Below are 16,066 nucleotides of genomic sequence, written 5' to 3'. Positions count from 1 at the left end.
ATCTACTCGCCCGGCTCCAGGTCCCCGAAGTGGTCCCAGCCGCCCGCCTTGTCCCAGGGGGCGCCGTCCACGGTCACCTGCGGCAGGGCGGAGGGGTTCACCACCTCGCCGATCACCTTCCAGCGGGCGGGCAGCTTCACGTCCGGCGGGAAGGTCGCCACGATCGCGTGGTCCTCTCCCCCGGTCAGCACCCACTGCAGCGGGTCGACGCCGACGGCCTGCCCGATGTCGGACATCTGCGTGGGCACGTCGATGGCGGCGGTGCGCAGGTCGATGCGGACCTTGCTGGCCTCGGCGATGTGCCCGAGGTCGGCGATCAGGCCGTCGCTGACGTCCGTCATGGCGGTGGCGCCGAGCGCGGCCGCGGCGGGGCCCGCGTGGTACGGGGGCTCGGGCCGGCGGTGGGCCTCGACGAAGGCCCGCGGGGAGCGGAAGCCGCGGGAGAGCACGGCGAGGCCGGCCGCGGACCAGCCCAGCCAGCCGGTGACGGCGACGACGTCGCCCGCGCGGGCGCCGGAGCGGGTGACCGGCTCGTGGTTGCGCAGGTCGCCCAGGGCCGTGATGGCGACGGTGATGGTCTCGCCCCGCACCACGTCGCCGCCGACCACGGCCGCGCCGGCCACCTGGCACTCGTCGCGGATGCCGTCCATCAGCTCGGTCGGCCAGGTCGCGGGCAGCTCGGCGGGCACGACGAGGCCCAGCAGCACCGCCGTGGGCACCGCGCCCATGGCCGCGATGTCCGCGAGGTTCTGCGCCGCGGCCTTGCGCCCGACGTCATAGGCGGTGGACCAGTCGCGGCGGAAGTGCCGCCCCTCCAGAAGCACGTCCGTACTGGCCACGACCCTGCGGTCGGGCGCTGCGACCACCGCGGCGTCGTCGCCCGGCCCGAGCCGGACCGCCGGGGTGGTGGTGAGCCGGGAGGTCAGCTCTCTGATGAGCCCGAACTCCCCCAACTCGCCCACGGTGCCTTTCACTGAGCTCCTCCTCGGAGTGTCGGTTGCCCTGTTCCTGACTGTTCCTGGCATGTCTCCGCGCCGCGCAGGCCGCGCGGGTCTCCCCGCACCGTGCGACGACGCGGTACCGTGGCGTCTCTTCTCCCCACATGATCCTCGTAGCCGCCCTGGAGGTTCCGTGGTACAGGCGTACATCCTGATCCAGACCGAGGTCGGCAAGGCGTCGACCGTGGCCGAAGTCATCGGAAAGATCGCGGGGGTGATCCAGGCCGAGGACGTGACCGGGCCGTACGACGTCATCGTGCGCGCCCAGGCGGAAACCGTCGACGAACTCGGTCGCATGGTGGTCGCGAAGGTCCAGAAGGTGGAGGGCATCACCCGCACCCTGACCTGCCCGGTCGTCCACATCTAGCTCCCCCGTATGCTCGGCCGGTGAAGTCCTCGCTCCGCCGGCCCCTCGGCCTGCCCGCAGCCGCCCTGCTCCTCGCCTCCGTGGCCGCCTGCTCGGGCACGGACGACAAGGCTGCACTGGCCGTCCCCACACCGGCCGGGCAGCAGGCGGCGGACTGCCGGGCGCTGCACGGCGCGCTGCCCGGGACGGTGGGGGACCTCAAGAGGCGCCCCACCGATCCCGAGTCCGACTACACCGCCGCCTGGGGCGACGGCCGCTCGGTCACGCTGCGCTGCGGCGTGCCCAAGCCCGAGCTGCTCAAGCGCGACCCGGGCACGAACACGGTGGAGATCGACGGCGTCGAGTGGCTGCCCGAGCAGCAGCCGGACGGCTCCGTCCGCTGCACCACCGTGAAGCGGGAGGCCTGGGTGCAGGTCACCCTCCCGAAGGACGTGGCGGGCGGCTTCGGCGCCCTCTCGGATCTCGCCGAAGCCATCCGCAGGACGATCCCGGAGGGGATCATCGACTAGCTCCGGGGCCAGGGGATGTCCGGTGGGTCAGCGCAGGCCCGTGGGCCGGCGCAGGGCGGCCTGGATCAGCCGGTCCACCAGCTCGGGGTAGCTCACGCCGCTCTCCTGCCACATCCGCGGATACATGGAGATGGGCGTGAAGCCGGGCATGGTGTTGATCTCGTTGATCACGAACTCGCCGTCCTCGGTGAGGAAGAAGTCCGCGCGGACCAGTCCCTCGCAGGAGGCGGCCTCGAAGGCGAGTACGGCCAGCTCCTGGATCCGGCGGGTCTCGTCCTCGCTCAGCGGGGCGGGCACGATGCCGGAGGCGGAGTCGATGTACTTGGCCTCGAAGTCGTAGAAGTCGTGGGCGCTGACCGGCGGGATCTCGGCGGGCACGCTGGCGCGCGGGCCGTCCTCGAACTCCAGCACGCCGCACTCGATCTCACGGCCGCGCAGCAACGATTCGACCAGGATCTTCGGGTCGTGGCGCTGTGCCTCGGCGATGGCCTCGTCGAGCCCGGAGAGGTCGTCGACCTTGGTGATGCCCATGGAGGAGCCGGCCCGGGCGGGCTTCACGAACAGCGGCCAGCCGTGCTCGCCGGCGAAGTCCACGATCTTCTTGCGGGCGGCGGCCGGGTCGGCCTGCCACTCGCGCGGGCGGATCACCTCGTACGGGCCGACGGGCAGTCCGAAGGAGATGAAGACCCGCTTCATGTACTCCTTGTCCTGGCCGACGGCCGAGGCGAGGACGCCCGCGCCGACGTAGGGGATGCCGGCCAGCTCGAGCATGCCCTGGAGGGTGCCGTCCTCGCCGAAGGGGCCGTGCAGCACCGGGAAGACCACGTCGACCTCGCCCAGGGCCTTGGGCACGGCGCCGGGCTCGGTGTAGACGACCTCGCGGCTGGCGGGCGTGACGGGCAGCAGGACGCCGCCGTCGGCGGAGTCCGCGAGCTGCTCGACGCTCGGCAGCTGCCGGTCGGTGATGGCCATCCGCTCGGGTTCGTCGGCGGTGAGCGCCCAACGGCCGTCGGTGGTAATGCCGATCGGCAGCACGTCGTACTTGCTGCGGTCGATGGCGCGCAGGACGGCGCCCGCGGTGACCACGGAAATGGCGTGCTCGGAACTGCGGCCGCCGAAGACGATCGCGACACGCGGCTTCCGGGCAGGGCTCTGGGGGGAGGTCTCGCTGCTCATAACGGGTTGAGAGTACCTGGTGGTAGCGGGTGGGTCAGTGCCGCTCGGGCTTGGCGCTGCGCGACATCAGCTCCTTGAGGGCCACCATGGGGGGCTTGCCCTCGTGCACGATGCCGACGACGGTCTCGGTGATCGGCATGTCGACATGGTGACGCCGGGCCAGATCGAGCACGGATTCACAGGACTTGACGCCCTCGGCGGTCTGCTTGGTGACGGCGATGGTCTCGTCGAGGGTCATGCCGCGGCCCAGGCCGGCGCCGAAGGTGCGGTTGCGGGAGAGCGGCGAGGCGCAGGTGGCCACGAGGTCGCCCATGCCGGCCAGGCCGGCGAAGGTGTGGGCGTCGGCGCCCATCGCCAGGCCGAGCCGGGTGGTCTCGGCCAGGCCGCGGGTGATGAGGGACGCCTTGGCGTTGTCGCCCAGGCCCATGCCGTCGGCGATGCCCACGGCGAGGGCGATGACATTCTTGACGGCTCCGCCGAGTTCGCAGCCGACCACGTCGGTGTTGGTGTACGGGCGGAAGTACGCGGTGTGGCAGGCGGCCTGGAGCCGCTTGGCCACGGCCTCGTCGCGGCAGGCCACGACGGCCGCGGCGGGCTGCCGGGCGGCGATCTCCTTGGCGAGGTTGGGGCCGGTGAGGACGGCGACCCGGTCCGGGGAGACCTTGGCGACCTCCTCGATGACCTCGCTCATCCGCTTGGCCGTGCCCAGTTCGACGCCCTTCATCAGGGAGACGAGCACGGTGCCCTCGGCGAGCAGGGGGGCCCACTCGGTGAGGTTGCCGCGCAGGGTCTGGGAGGGCACGGCGAGCACGGTGAAGTCCGCGCCGCGGGCGGCCTCGGCGGGGTCGGTGGTGGCCCGCACCGCCGCGGGCAGCTCGGTGCCGGGGAGGTAGTCGGGGTTGGTGCGGCCGGTGTTGATGGCGTCCACGAGGGCGGCGCGGCGGCCCCACATGGTCACCTCGCAGCCGGCGTCGGCCAGGACCATGGCGAATGCCGTGCCCCAGGAGCCGGTGCCGAATACGGCGCAGCGCGTCACTTGCCGTCCTCCCCCACGGGCGATTCCGGCCTGCGGCGGGCGGCCGCCCGGGCCTTCTTGAAGTTGTAGGGCTCGGCGGGGGCGGGCTCGCCCCGGAGTTCGGCGAGGAGTTCGGTGATGGCCCGCATGATGGCCTCGGTGGCCTCGCGCAGCACCTCCGCCGTGGGCTCCTTGCCGTAGAAGGCGGAGAGGTCGACGGGCGGGCCGGCCAGCACCTTGAGGGTCTTGCGGGGGAAGAGCCGCAGCTTCTTCTCCTTGGCGTACGGCGGCATGGCCTCGTTGGCGCCCCACTGGGCGACCGGGATGACGGGGGCGCGGGTGAGCAGGGCGACGCGGGCGGCGCCCGTCTTGCCCTCCATGGGCCACATGTCGGGATCGCGGGTGAGGGTGCCCTCGGGGTAGAAGGCCACGCACTCGCCCTTGTTGATGGCGTCGACGGCGGCCCGGAACGCGGTGGCCGCGTCGGCGGACTCGCGGTACACGGGGATCTGGCCGGTGCCGCGCAGGATCGCGCCGACGAAGCTGCCCTTGAAGAGGGCGGCCTTGGCCAGGAAGCGGGGGACGCGCCCGGTGTTGTACTGGTAGTGGGCGTAGGAGAGCGGGTCGAGATACGAGTTGTGGTTGACGGCGGTGATAAAGCCGCCGTCGGCCGGAATGTGCTCCATTCCCCGCCAGTCCCGCTTGAAGAGAACCACGAGCGGCGGTTTTGCCAACACCGCGGTAAAGCGGTACCAGAAGCCGATTCTGTGGCGGGACACTCGGACACCCTTCTGTTGGGACCTGGAAGCTGCGTCGGGCCTGCTGCTCACCCGGGGGCCGGACAAGTGTCGCCCCAGGTACCCGGTCTGTCGAGAACACCGTAACCCCGCGCTCCGCTCGTGGCTGCGGCAGCGGGTGACAATGGGGAGGTCGGAGGGAGAAAGGGGGCGGATGTGTTCTGGACACTGCTGGTGCCGGTGAAACCGCCGGCCGTGGCCAAGAGCCGCCTCACGGTGGGCGGCCGCTTGCCGGGCCCGGCCCTGGCGCTGGCCTTCGCCCTGGACACCGTGGCCGCGGCACTGGCCTGTGAATCCGTCCGGAATGTGGTCGTCGTCACGGACGACCGGTCGGCCGGCGGGCAGCTGGCCGCGCTCGGCGCCCGGGTGCTGCCCGAGCCTCCGGGGGGCGGCGGGCTGAACGCGGCGCTGGCGCACGGGGCGCGGGCCGTGCGGGCCCGCCGGGGCGGGTGCGGGGTGGCCACGCTCAACGCCGACCTGCCGGCACTGCGGCCGGCGGAACTCGGCCGGGTGCTCGATTCCGCCGCCGAATTCCCGCGCGCATTTCTCGCGGATGCCGCCGGAATCGGTACGACTCTGCTGGCGGCGGCCCCGGGAATGGAATTGGCTCCGGCGTTCGAGGGCCGTTCGCGCGCCCGTCACCGGGCTTCCGGCGCCCATGAGATCGAGCTGTCCGGCATCGATTCCGTGCGCCAGGACGTGGACACGGAAGCGGATTTGCGGGCCGCCCTGACGCTGGGCGTGGGGCCCCGCACGGCGGCCCTGGCGAACGGGCTGCTGCCCGGCCCGGCGGACATCACCTAGGCTGCTGGCCATGCAGGCGACCGCGTACACCTTCGACCCCCAGACCCGCTCCGGGAGCGTGCTGCTGGACGACGGCACCCCGGTGCCCTTCGACGCGGCGGCGTTCGACGCAGGCGGGCTGCGGCTGCTGCGGCCCGGGCAGCGGGTGCGGATCGAGTTCGCGGAGCCGGGCGAGGGCGCCGCGGAGGTGCCGCCCGCGGAGCGCCGCGTGACGCTGGTGACACTCCAGACCTTCTGAAGACCTACCGGACCTTCTGAAGACCTACCGAACCTACCGGGCCTTCCGACCGGCCGGGCCCCGCAGGGGCCGTGGCCGCCCTTTCGCGCACACACCGCGGGCCGGGCTCCCCGAGGGGAGCCCGGCCCGGCGCGTGACGCCGCGGAACGCTGCCTTACTTCTTCTTGGCGGCGGTCTTCTTGGCGGTGGTCTTGCGAGTGGTGGCCTTCTTGGCGGGCGCGGTCTTCTTCGCCACGGCGGCCTTCTTGGCCGGAGCGGCCTTCTTCGCCACAGCCGCCTTCTTGGCCGGAGCGGCCTTCTTCGCCACAGCCGCCTTCTTGGCCGGTGCCGCCTTCTTCGCCACGGCGGCCTTCTTGGCCGGTGCCGCCTTCTTCGCCACAGCGGCCTTCTTGGCCGGTGCCGCCTTCTTCGCCACAGCGGCCTTCTTCGCCGCCGCCTTCTTGGCGGTGGCCTTCTTGGCCGCGGCCTTGGCGGTCACCTTGCCGCCCGTGAGGCTGCCCTTGGGCGCCTTCTTGACGGCGACCTCGCCGCCCTTCGGGAGCTTCTTCGTGCCGCTCACCAGGTCCTTGAAGCCCTGGCCCGCACGGAAGCGCGGCACCGAGGTCTTCTTGACCCGAACCCGCTCGCCCGTCTGCGGGTTGCGGGCGTAACGGGCCGGACGGTCGACCTTCTCGAACGAACCGAAACCGGTGACCGAGACCCGGTCGCCGGCGACGACCGCACGGACAATCGCGTCGAGCACCGCGTCGACGGCGTCTGCGGCCTGCTGACGGCCACCGAGCTTGTCGGCAATCGCTTCAACGAGCTGCGCCTTGTTCACGTCTTCCCCTTCGGAGACATTGGCTGGAATGTGCTCCAGCTTTTTCGCACGTTAGGCAGATATATACCGCAAATCAAACACGAAACGGTCTAATCACCCTTGTGCCGCAACGAACTCGACCCATCACGGAGTTCCGTCGGTGTCGGGCTCTTGGGGGAAACGGCCCTCGTCGAGGTCGTTCATCAGCCGGTCCAGACGCCTTGCCGCGCCTGAGAGATCGTGCTTCGCCGAGGCCGTAATGGCCAGCAGCTGCCGGGACAGCGCCATCCGTACGCCCTCCGGGACTTGCAGTGTGCGCACTCTTGCGTGCGCTTCCTTCAGTTGGTCCGCGACCAGCCGGTAAAGCTCGAGTTGGCTGTCGCGTTCCATGCACCGATTGTGCCATCTGAGGCGAGTTGTCGCTTCACGGGCCCTCAACAAAGCAACACGCCCCCTGTCCGAAGACAGGGGGCGCATCATGCCAAACCCTGGGTGAGCAGCGAAAATCCGGGGCCCTCGAAAGCCCTCCGGAGCCGTCCGACACTGGGCCAAACGAGCCGGAATCGGGCTCAGATCAGGGCCGTGGACGGCTTGAACGAGGGCCTGCGGGTCTCGTACGCGGCGATGTCCGCCTCGTGCCGGAGGGTCAGACCGATGTCGTCCAGACCCTCCAGGAGCCGCCATCGGGCGTTCTCGTCAAGCTCGAAATCGGCCGTGATGCCCTCGGCCCGCACCTGGCGGTCCACGAGATCGACCGTCACCTCGGCGGTGGGGTCGGCCTCGGTCAGCTCCCAGAGCCGCTCCACGGTCTCCTGCGGCAGGACGACGGTCAGCAGGCCGTTCTTGAGCGAATTGCCCCGGAAGATGTCGGCGAAGCGGGACGAGACCACGGCCTTGAAGCCGTAGTTCTGGAGCGCCCAGACCGCGTGCTCGCGCGAGGAGCCCGTGCCGAAGTCGGGACCGGCGACCAGCACGGAGGCGCCGGCGCGCTCGGGGCGGTTGAGCACGAACTCGGGGTCCTTGCGCCAGGCCTCGAAGAGCCCGTCCTCGAAACCGTCGCGGGTGACCTTCTTCAGCCAGTGCGCGGGGATGATCTGGTCGGTGTCGACATTGCCCCGGCGCAGCGGGACGGCCCGGCCGGTGTGCGTGGTGAAAGCTTCCATCGGACTCAGACCTCCACGGGGGTGCGTACGTCGGCGGCTCCGGCCAGGTCGGCCGGGGAGGCCAGGTGGCCCAGGACCGCGGTGGCGGCGGCGACCTGCGGCGAGACCAGGTGGGTGCGGCCGCCCTTGCCCTGCCTGCCCTCGAAGTTGCGGTTGGACGTGGACGCCGAGCGCTCGCCGGGCGCGAGTTGGTCGGGGTTCATGCCGAGGCACATCGAGCAGCCCGCGTGCCGCCACTCGGCGCCGGCCGCGGTGAACACCTTGTCCAGGCCCTCCTCGACCGCCTGGAGCGCCACCCGCACCGAGCCCGGCACGACCAGCATCCGGACGCCGTCGGCCACCTCGCGGCCCTCGAGGAGGGCGGCCGCGGCACGCAGGTCCTCGATCCGGCCGTTGGTGCAGGAGCCCACGAAAACGGTGTCCACGCGAATGTCGCGCAGCGGCTGACCCGCCGTCAACCCCATGTACTCCAGGGCCTTTTCGGCTGCGAGCCGCTCCGAGGGGTCCGGGTACGAGGCGGGGTCGGGAACCGCCGCCGACAGGGGTGCGCCCTGCCCCGGGTTGGTGCCCCAGGTGACGAACGGGGACAGCTCGGTGGCGTCGATGACGACCTCGCGGTCGAAGACCGCGTCGTCGTCGGTGCGCAGGGTGCGCCAGTAGGCGACGGCCTCGTCCCAGTCCTCGCCCTTGGGGGCGTGCGGGCGGTCCTTGAGGTAGGCGAAGGTGGTCTCGTCGGGGGCGATCATGCCGGCCCGCGCGCCCGCCTCGATGGACATGTTGCACACGGTCATCCGGGCCTCCATCGAGAGCTTCTCGATGGCGGAGCCGCGGTACTCGAGGACGTAGCCCTGGCCGCCGCCGGTGCCGATCCTGGCGATGATCGCGAGGATCAGGTCCTTGGCGGTGACGCCCTCCGGCAGCTCGCCCTCGACGGTGATCGCCATGGTCTTGAAGGGCGCCAGCGGCAGCGTCTGGGTGGCCAGCACGTGCTCGACCTGGCTGGTGCCGATGCCGAACGCGAGCGCGCCGAAGGCGCCGTGGGTGGAGGTGTGGCTGTCGCCGCAGACGACCGTGGTGCCGGGCTGGGTCAGTCCCAGCTGCGGTCCCACCACGTGGACGACGCCCTGCTCCACATCGCCCAGCGGGTGCAGGCGGACGCCGAACTCGGCGCAGTTGCGGCGCAGGGTCTCCAGCTGGGTGCGGGAGACCGGGTCCGCGATGGGCTTGTCGATGTCGAGCGTGGGGGTGTTGTGGTCCTCCGTGGCGATGGTCAGGTCCAGCCGGCGGACCGGCCGGCCGGCCTTGCGCAGACCGTCGAACGCCTGCGGGCTGGTGACCTCGTGGAGCAGGTGCAGATCGATGAAGAGGAGGTCGGGCTCACCTTCGGCGCGCGTGACGACGTGATCGTCCCAGACCTTTTGCGCGAGTGTGCGTCCCATCGCTGTCCCTCCGGCCGGCGGCGATGCCGGCCTACTCGTGTGGATGTGGGGTGCCGTCCGACAAGGTTGGCGCTTCTCCGGGAAAATTGAACTTGCGTTTCACACTGTGAGACGGGAGTATCGTTTCATGGACAACTCTAGTGGCGCCTCGAGCGGAGTGGGCGTTCTCGACAAGGCGGCGCTGGTACTGAGCGCTCTGGAGTCCGGTCCGGCGACGCTCGCCGGGCTGGTCACGGCCACGGGTCTGGCGCGCCCGACGGCGCACCGGCTGGCGGTGGCCCTGGAGCACCACCGGATGGTGGCGCGCGACATGCAGGGCCGGTTCATCCTCGGCCCCCGGCTGAGCGAGCTGGCGGCCGCGGCGGGCGAGGACCGGCTGCTGGCCACGGCCGGCCCCGTGCTCACGCACCTGCGGGACGTGACGGGCGAGAGCGCGCAGCTCTACCGCCGCCAGGGCGACATGCGCATCTGCGTGGCCGCGGCCGAGCGGCTGTCCGGACTGCGGGACACCGTGCCGGTGGGCTCGACGCTGCCGATGAAGGCGGGCTCGGCGGCCCAGGTCCTCATGGCCTGGGAGGAGCCGGAGCGGCTGCACCGCGGGCTCCAGGGCGCCCGCTTCACGGCGACGGCGCTCTCGGGCGTGCGGCGCCGGGGCTGGGCCCAGTCGATCGGCGAGCGCGAGCCGGGTGTGGCGTCGGTCTCGGCGCCGGTGCGCGGGCCCTCGAACCGCGTGGTGGCGGCGGTCTCGGTCTCCGGCCCCATCGAGCGCCTCACGCGCCACCCGGGCCGCATGCACGCCCAGGCGGTCCTGGACGCCGCGATCCGCCTCACGGAGGCCCTGCGACGCAACGGCTGAGGCCGGGGCGGGATTTTTCCCCCACCCGCCCCTTCCCGGCTGTATCGATTTGCGGCTCCGCCGCGTGGGGGGCTTCGCCCCAGTCCCCGGGACCGCGCTTCGCACGGTGTCCTCAAACGCCGGACGGGCTGAATTCGCTCCCCGAACCGGGGGTCCGGGGGCTTGCCCCCTCCGGTTACGGGAAGGGGCGGGGTGGGGGAGAACACACCCCCGGGCCCGCGATGCGCAAGGTGATGCGCGTCAGTCCGCCCCTCGCCCGGATCTCCAGCGATTCGCTCAGCGTGCGCGCCAGCCACAGTCCGTCCTCCGGGCGTGCCTCCGGCCCCGGCGGGTGGAAGCCCGCGAAGGCCGGCACGGGCGGCGCCCCCGCCCCCGCCCGCAGCAGCTCGTACAGCAGTGCCCCCGGCTCCTCCCAGGCCCGCACCGCGACCCGCGCCCCCGCCTCCCCCAGCAGATACCCCGCCGCCTCGCAGACGGCCAGCACGGCCAGGGCCAGCCGCTCGCCGGTCAGGCCGGCCGCCGCGGCCCGCTCGTGGGCGAAGAGCCGCAGGCCGGGGAGAGCAGCCGTCGGGCCGACGCGTACGGCCCCGGCGGGCGCAGGGGCGCACGGCGGGGCCACCCGGGCCGCGTAGGCGCCGGGATCGGCGTACGCGGCGCAGGGGGTCAGCCGCCGCCCGTCCAGCCGCGCCGGATGCGTGGCACAGGCCGCCCGCGCCACGTCCGCGGGCACGCACCGGGTGTCGTACGGGCAGATCATCCACAGCGGCAGCCCGGCCAGCAGCACGTTGAGCCCCGACTCCATCCGCTTCCACTCGGCGACCTGACGGGCGGACCGCCCTGCCCACACCGGCTCGGCGAGCATGCGCGTCCGCCGGCCGGGCCGGGCCCGGAGGTCGAGGTAGCGCAGGAAGGCGGAGACCCGCTCCACGGGGCGGCGGCCGAAGTACGCGGTCTCGGCGGTGTCCAGCGCCCGGGCGGCCTCCCCCAGCTCCCGCCGCAGCAGCTCGATGTTGGCGGGGGTGGTGGCGGCCAGCACGGGCTCCCCCGCGGCCAGCCCGTCCCGGACGAAGGGCACCGCCGTGGCCAGGAACTCCGCGTCCGTCCCGTACAGGCAGGCATGGTGGACGAAGCCGGGGAAGCCGGGGTCAGCGGCAGGCATGCGCGGTCCCCAGCCGGAGCCCGGGCGTCCGGTCCCAGCCCACGACGGTGATGACCTGCATCAGGTGCGGCAGCAGCCCGGCCAGCTCGACGGTGCAGTGGCGGGCGGCGCGGGCCCGCGCGAAGGTCATCAGCAGCCGCAGGCCGCCGAGGTCCAGGAACTCCACCCGGGACATGTCCAGCCGCACGTCGCCCCGGACCCCCGCGACGGACCGCAGGGCGTCCCGCAGGCACCGGTGCGCGTCCGCGTCGACGGCGCCCTCGATACGCAGGCCCTGGGGGCGGTAGGTGCGCACGACGACCAGCTCGGCCGTGCGTACCAGCGGATCCGCCTCCACGCTGCGGGCGTGCGCCGAGGCGAAGGCGTCCAGCGCGGCCGGCTCACAGCGGCGGATGTCGTACTGGCAGACGGCCAGCGCCCCGCCCGCGCTGAAGTCCTCCGCGAACTCCTCCGCCAGCAGGGCCTCGTACCGCAGCAGCGGGCGGACGTCCCGCCGGTCGTGCAGGGCGGCGCACAGCTCGCCCGCGACCCGCAGCGCGCGATAGCCCTCGCGGCGCGACCGCAGGGAGGCGCTGCGCAGCCGGCGCAGCAGGGCGGCGGGCTCCAACTGCCCGTGGTCCGAGAGGAATTCGGCGATCTGCACCACCTCCACCCGCTCGGCCGTGCCGCAGGGCAGGCCCGCGGGCCGGCACTCGGCCGGCAGGGCGTCGGGGCCGGCCGGGTCCTCCGCCCCGCTCAGGTAGAGGATCTTGTCCTCGGCCGCCAGGCCGCCGAGCACGAAGTCCCGCAGGATCGACGCCCGCTCCTCGTCCGACTCGAACAGCAGGCACGCATGGTCACCTGGCCGCAGGTCACCGACGTGGACCCGGCCGCGCAGGCCGTTGGGTTGGACCATGCCCGGATTATCGCGCCGCCTCTCGGGTGGCGGAAGGACGCATGAAAAAATGCCCCTCGCCGAAGCGAAAGGCATTTTTCCCTCTTGTACCCCCGACCGGATTCGAACCGGCGCTACCGCCTTGAGAGGGCGGCGTGCTAGGCCGCTACACAACGGGGGCTTGCTTTTTTTGCTGTTGCAGACTCAAAAAGCAATCTGCGCTGGGCTACCAGGACTCGAACCTAGACTAAATGAACCAGAATCACTCGTGCTGCCAATTACACCATAGCCCATGGTGGTTTTATAACCAGTACCCCCGACCGGATTCGAACCGGCGCTACCGCCTTGAGAGGGCGGCGTGCTAGGCCGCTACACAACGGGGGCCCTAGCGATCCCGTCCGGGAATCATCCCTTCCGGAATCCGTACCCCCGACCGGATTCGAACCGGCGCTACCGCCTTGAGAGGGCGGCGTGCTAGGCCGCTACACAACGGGGGCTTGCACTTCGCTTTTGCGCTTTCGCGCGCTTCCTACTTTATCAGTAGTTTTGCGAGAGAATTTCGGCGAAGAATTTCTCTTGCTGGGGTACCAGGACTCGAACCTAGACTAAGTGAACCAGAATCACTCGTGCTGCCAATTACACCATACCCCACCGTAACTCCACCCCCCGGAAGGGGTCTTGTCCGGCTTGCGCCCTCCGCTCCGGCCTCTCGGCCCTCTCGGGCGGCGCAGGAAGAACATTACCCGAAGGTGGACGGGGGTCCAAAATCGATAAGCCGCCACCGGAGCGGGGACGGCCCGGCAGGCCGTTCGAGGCCGAGTTCACGGCTCCGGCAGGGCCGCTGCACGGCCCTGGAAACACCGCTGCACGGCCCCGGAAACGGGGACGGGGCCCGGCGGCCCCCATGAGGAGGCTGCCGGGCCCCGTGGGCCGGAGAGCGCCGGGCGTCAGCCCGCGAGCTTCGCCAGGGCGGCGTCGACGCGCGCCAGGGTGCGCTCGCGGCCGAGGACCTCGAGGGACTCGAAGAGCGGCAGGCCGACCGTGCGGCCCGTGGCGGCCACGCGGACGGGGGCCTGGGCCTTGCCCAGCTTGAGGCCGTGCTCCTCGCCCGCGGCCACTACGGCGGCCTTGAGGGCGTCCGCGTTCCACTCGACCTCGGCCAGCTTGGCGCGGGCCGTGCGCAGCAGCGCGTCCGAGCCCTCCTTCATGGCCTTCTGCCAGGACGCCTCGTCCTCGACCGGCTCGTCGAGGAAGAGGAAGTCGACATTGGCGGTGATGTCGGAGAGGACCGTGAGGCGGGTCTGGGCGTGCGGGGCGATCGCCTCCCAGGCGGCCCGGTCGAAGTTCTCCGGCGCCCAGTTGGCGTGCGGGGCCGTCAGCCAGGGCTCGCAGGCCTCGGCGAACGCCTTCGGGTCGAGGCGGCGGATGTGGTCGGCGTTGACGGCCTCGGCCTTCTTGAGGTCGAAGCGGGCCGGGTTGGCGTTGACGTCCTTGATGTCGAACGCCGCCACCATCTCCTCGATCGAGAAGATGTCCCGGTCGGCGGAGAGGGACCAGCCGAGCAACGAGAGGTAGTTGAGCAGGCCCTCGCGAAGGAAGCCGCGCTCCCGGTAGAGGTTGAGGGAGGACTGCGGGTCGCGCTTGGAGAGCTTCTTGTTGCCCTCGCCCATGACGTAGGGCAGGTGACCGAAGGACGGGGTGGTGCCGTTGCCCACGCCGATCTCCGCCAGCGCCCGGTAGAGGGCGATCTGCCGCGGGGTGGAGGACAGCAGGTCCTCGCCGCGCAGCACGTGCGTGATCTCCATCAGCGCGTCGTCGACGGGGTTGACGAGCGTGTAGAGCGGGGCGCCGTTGGCGCGCACGATGCCGAAGTCCGGCACGTTCTCCGGGGTGAAGGTCAGCTCGCCGCGGACCAGGTCCGTGAAGGTGATCGCCTCATCGGGCATCCGGAAGCGGACGATGGGCTCACGGCCCTCGCGCTCGTACTCCGCCTTCTGCTCGGCGCTCACCTCGCGGCACTTGCCGTCGTAGCCGGAGGGCCGGCCCGTCGCACGGGCGGCCTCGCGGCGCTCGTCCAGCTCCTCGGTGGTGCAGTAGCAGCGGTACGCGTGGCCGGCGTCGAGCAGCTTGGCCGCGACGTCCTTGTAGAGGTCCATGCGCTGCGACTGGCGGTACGGCGCGTGGGGGCCGCCCACCTCGGGGCCCTCGTCCCAGTCGAGGCCCAGCCAGCGCATGGCGTCCAGCAGCTGGAGGTACGACTCCTCCGAGTCGCGGGCCGCGTCGGTGTCCTCGATGCGGAAGACCAGGGTGCCGCCGTGGTGGCGGGCGAACGCCCAGTTGAAGAGGGCGGTGCGGACCAGACCCACATGGGGGTTGCCGGTCGGCGAGGGACAGAAACGTACGCGGACGTTCGCGTTAGCCACGCTTGATCACCTTGTTGGTGAGAGTGCCGATGCCTTCGATGGTGACGGCGACCTCGTCGCCGACGTTGAGCGGTCCGACTCCGGCCGGGGTGCCCGTCAGGACGACGTCGCCGGGGAGCAGCGTCATCGCCTCGGTGATGTGGACGATCAGGTCCTCGATGGAGCGCACCATGTCGCTCGTGCGGCCCAGCTGGCGCTGCTGGCCGTTGACGGTGCACATGATGCCGAGGTCGCGGGGGTCCAGCTCGGTCTCGACCCAGGGGCCGAGGGGGCAGGAGGTGTCGAAGCCCTTGGCCCGGGCCCACTGCTTCTCCCGCTGCTGGACGTCGCGCGCGGTGACGTCGTTGGCGCAGGTGTAGCCGAGGATCACGTCCTTGACGCGCTCGCGCGGGACCTCGCGGCACATGCGTCCGATGACCACGGCCAGCTCGGCCTCGTGGTGCAGCTCGCTGGAGAAGGACGGGTAGGCGATGGGGTCGCCGGGGCCGATGACGGAGGTCGACGGCTTGAAGAAGGTGATGGGCACCTCGGGCACGTCGTTGCCCAGCTCCGCGGCGTGCTCGGCGTAGTTGCGGCCGATGGCGACGACCTTGTTGGGCAGCACGGGCGGCAGCAGCCGCACCTTGCTCAGCGGGATCTTCTGCCCCGAGCGCTCGAATTCCGCGAAGGGGTGGCCCTTGATGATGTCCAGGACGGGGCCGCCCGCGGTGGCAGCGTCCCCTTCCACGACACCGAAGGCGACGTTTCCGTCGATGGAGAACCTGGCGATGCGCACGGGAAGCCGTTGCCCCTTTATGTGTAATGGCCGGAGTCTGACACCTCAGGCTATCGCGGGGGGCGTGCGGCGGCCCGTGCGCCGCCGCCGGTCACAGGAGCGTCAGTCGCGGGGCGCCAGCGGGGCGGGCGCGGTCATCAGGACGGTGCGGCGCGGGTTGGCGGTGACCGTGGGCAGCTCTGCCGCGTGCTCCGGGCGCTCGGTGCCGAAGAGGCTCAGCGCCTCGGCCTTGCCCAGGTGCGCGAGCGTGGTGCGGCGCGGGTTGGCGGTGCTGCGGGAAGTCATCGACGTCACTGGGTGCCTCGCGGTGTCGGTGCGGTGTCGGTTCTTGGCGTTCTTGGCGTTTCAGCCCTTGTGTAAAGGACCAGGCTAGGCGCGCCTATCCCCATCGGTACGGGGAAGAAGTCGCGACCCTCCTGTGAGTTTCCTCACGACTCAACCGAAAAATGCGACATAGCGGACGACCGACTGGTCGCCGCGAAACGGACATTGCAGTGCTGAACCTGACGTTCCGCTCCTGATCATGGAGAACGGGACACCCCGGAGGTGCCGGGCCCGGCGGTGCGACTCATGGATATAAGTCCGACATATGGGGTCAGATGTTCTACACCCCGTCACTCTTTCGGTCACCCAGGGTCACTGCTGTCCCGGTTGGGTCCACCGGCCTTGTTGGG

Annotated in this window: 18 protein-coding genes and 5 tRNA genes; 5 read left to right on the top strand and 18 right to left on the bottom strand. The window is 71.4% G+C overall.

The features are described from left to right. Positions 1-2: 2 nt before the first annotated feature. The gene (locus AC1Z4A_RS23810) at positions 3-974 is read right to left on the bottom strand and encodes a thiamine-phosphate kinase (RefSeq protein WP_483681880.1); all 972 of its coding nucleotides are present in this window, start codon (positions 972-974) and stop codon (positions 3-5) included. Positions 975-1,131: 157 nt separating this feature from the next. Between AC1Z4A_RS23810 and AC1Z4A_RS23805 the strand changes: the two genes are divergently transcribed. Both AC1Z4A_RS23805 and AC1Z4A_RS23800 read left to right on the top strand, forming a co-directional pair. Next, entirely contained in the window at positions 1,132-1,365 is a 234-nt protein-coding gene (locus tag AC1Z4A_RS23805) for an Lrp/AsnC ligand binding domain-containing protein (RefSeq protein WP_483681879.1), read from the top strand. Between the two features lie 20 nt (positions 1,366-1,385). Continuing rightward, a complete protein-coding gene (locus tag AC1Z4A_RS23800) occupies positions 1,386-1,874 on the top strand; it encodes a DUF3515 domain-containing protein (protein WP_483681878.1) in 489 nt (162 codons plus the stop codon). A 27-nt stretch (positions 1,875-1,901) separates the two neighbouring features. On the opposite strand, the gene AC1Z4A_RS23795 is transcribed toward AC1Z4A_RS23800, so the two are convergent. Genes AC1Z4A_RS23795 through AC1Z4A_RS23785 form a run of 3 tightly spaced genes read right to left on the bottom strand, consistent with a single transcriptional unit; the run spans position 1,902 to position 4,844 of the window. Further along, positions 1,902-3,050: a D-alanine--D-alanine ligase family protein gene (locus AC1Z4A_RS23795; protein ID WP_483681877.1), complete on the bottom strand. Its 1,149-nt coding sequence runs from the start codon at positions 3,048-3,050 to the stop codon at positions 1,902-1,904. 34 nt (positions 3,051-3,084) lie between these two features. Next, on the bottom strand, positions 3,085-4,086 hold the full coding sequence (locus AC1Z4A_RS23790; protein ID WP_483681876.1) for an NAD(P)H-dependent glycerol-3-phosphate dehydrogenase: 1,002 nt from the start codon (positions 4,084-4,086) through the stop codon (positions 3,085-3,087). Next, positions 4,083-4,844, bottom strand: a complete 762-nt coding sequence (locus AC1Z4A_RS23785; protein WP_483681875.1) for a lysophospholipid acyltransferase family protein — start codon at positions 4,842-4,844, stop codon at positions 4,083-4,085. Before AC1Z4A_RS23785 ends, AC1Z4A_RS23790 begins: the two co-directional genes overlap by 4 nt. Positions 4,845-5,018: 174 nt before the next feature. Here AC1Z4A_RS23785 and cofC point away from each other — a divergent pair, with 174 nt between their 5' ends. Next, positions 5,019-5,666 (top strand): 2-phospho-L-lactate guanylyltransferase, encoded by a 648-nt coding sequence (gene cofC / locus AC1Z4A_RS23780; RefSeq protein WP_483681874.1) that lies wholly within the window; start codon positions 5,019-5,021, stop codon positions 5,664-5,666. 10 nt (positions 5,667-5,676) lie between these two features. After that, positions 5,677-5,904 (top strand): hypothetical protein, encoded by a 228-nt coding sequence (locus tag AC1Z4A_RS23775; RefSeq protein WP_483681873.1) that lies wholly within the window; start codon positions 5,677-5,679, stop codon positions 5,902-5,904. Positions 5,905-6,058: 154 nt separating this feature from the next. Here AC1Z4A_RS23775 and AC1Z4A_RS23770 read toward each other — a convergent pair whose 3' ends face one another. From AC1Z4A_RS23770 to leuC, 4 genes are all read right to left on the bottom strand, one after another. Further along, entirely contained in the window at positions 6,059-6,724 is a 666-nt protein-coding gene (locus tag AC1Z4A_RS23770) for an HU family DNA-binding protein (protein ID WP_483681872.1), read from the bottom strand. Positions 6,725-6,847: 123 nt separating this feature from the next. Next, positions 6,848-7,093 (bottom strand): SCO5555 family protein, encoded by a 246-nt coding sequence (locus AC1Z4A_RS23765; RefSeq protein WP_483681871.1) that lies wholly within the window; start codon positions 7,091-7,093, stop codon positions 6,848-6,850. A 179-nt stretch (positions 7,094-7,272) separates the two neighbouring features. Beyond that, positions 7,273-7,866, bottom strand: a complete 594-nt coding sequence (gene leuD / locus AC1Z4A_RS23760; RefSeq protein WP_483681870.1) for a 3-isopropylmalate dehydratase small subunit — start codon at positions 7,864-7,866, stop codon at positions 7,273-7,275. A gap of 5 nt (positions 7,867-7,871) precedes the next feature. Further along, on the bottom strand, positions 7,872-9,305 hold the full coding sequence (leuC, locus tag AC1Z4A_RS23755; RefSeq protein ID WP_483681869.1) for a 3-isopropylmalate dehydratase large subunit: 1,434 nt from the start codon (positions 9,303-9,305) through the stop codon (positions 7,872-7,874). Positions 9,306-9,432: 127 nt separating this feature from the next. On the opposite strand from leuC, the gene ndgR reads away from it, so the two are divergent. Next, on the top strand, positions 9,433-10,161 hold the full coding sequence (ndgR, locus tag AC1Z4A_RS23750; protein WP_099201022.1) for an IclR family transcriptional regulator NdgR: 729 nt from the start codon (positions 9,433-9,435) through the stop codon (positions 10,159-10,161). 175 nt (positions 10,162-10,336) lie between these two features. On the opposite strand, the gene AC1Z4A_RS23745 is transcribed toward ndgR, so the two are convergent. The 10 genes from AC1Z4A_RS23745 to AC1Z4A_RS23700 all read right to left on the bottom strand — a co-directional run bounded on the left by AC1Z4A_RS23745 (position 10,337) and on the right by AC1Z4A_RS23700 (position 15,677). After that, positions 10,337-11,320 carry an anti-sigma factor RsbA family regulatory protein gene (locus tag AC1Z4A_RS23745; protein WP_483681868.1) on the bottom strand — a complete coding sequence of 328 codons (984 nt, stop codon included), beginning with the start codon at positions 11,318-11,320 and terminating at the stop codon, positions 10,337-10,339. Then, positions 11,307-12,215 (bottom strand): MEDS domain-containing protein, encoded by a 909-nt coding sequence (locus AC1Z4A_RS23740; RefSeq protein WP_483681867.1) that lies wholly within the window; start codon positions 12,213-12,215, stop codon positions 11,307-11,309. Before AC1Z4A_RS23740 ends, AC1Z4A_RS23745 begins: the two co-directional genes overlap by 14 nt. 87 nt (positions 12,216-12,302) lie before the next feature. After that, a tRNA-Glu gene (locus tag AC1Z4A_RS23735) sits at positions 12,303-12,375 on the bottom strand. Between the two features lie 40 nt (positions 12,376-12,415). Beyond that, a tRNA-Gln gene (locus tag AC1Z4A_RS23730) sits at positions 12,416-12,487 on the bottom strand. A gap of 18 nt (positions 12,488-12,505) precedes the next feature. Further along, positions 12,506-12,578: transfer RNA gene (locus AC1Z4A_RS23725), tRNA-Glu, on the bottom strand. A 40-nt stretch (positions 12,579-12,618) separates the two neighbouring features. Continuing rightward, positions 12,619-12,691, bottom strand: a tRNA-Glu gene (locus AC1Z4A_RS23720). A gap of 82 nt (positions 12,692-12,773) precedes the next feature. Further along, positions 12,774-12,845 (bottom strand) — tRNA-Gln (locus AC1Z4A_RS23715). A gap of 296 nt (positions 12,846-13,141) precedes the next feature. Beyond that, positions 13,142-14,617, bottom strand: a complete 1,476-nt coding sequence (gene gltX / locus AC1Z4A_RS23710) for a glutamate--tRNA ligase (RefSeq protein WP_483681866.1) — start codon at positions 14,615-14,617, stop codon at positions 13,142-13,144. Beyond that, positions 14,610-15,392, bottom strand: a complete 783-nt coding sequence (locus AC1Z4A_RS23705) for a fumarylacetoacetate hydrolase family protein (RefSeq protein ID WP_483681865.1) — start codon at positions 15,390-15,392, stop codon at positions 14,610-14,612. Before AC1Z4A_RS23705 ends, gltX begins: the two co-directional genes overlap by 8 nt. A 102-nt stretch (positions 15,393-15,494) precedes the next feature. Next, on the bottom strand, positions 15,495-15,677 hold the full coding sequence (locus AC1Z4A_RS23700) for a hypothetical protein (RefSeq protein WP_483681864.1): 183 nt from the start codon (positions 15,675-15,677) through the stop codon (positions 15,495-15,497). Between the last annotated feature and the right edge of the window lie 389 nt (positions 15,678-16,066).

It is taken from the genome of Streptomyces sp. 17_S59 (assembly GCF_056930295.1).
This window is presented reverse-complemented; position numbering and strand designations above follow the sequence as displayed.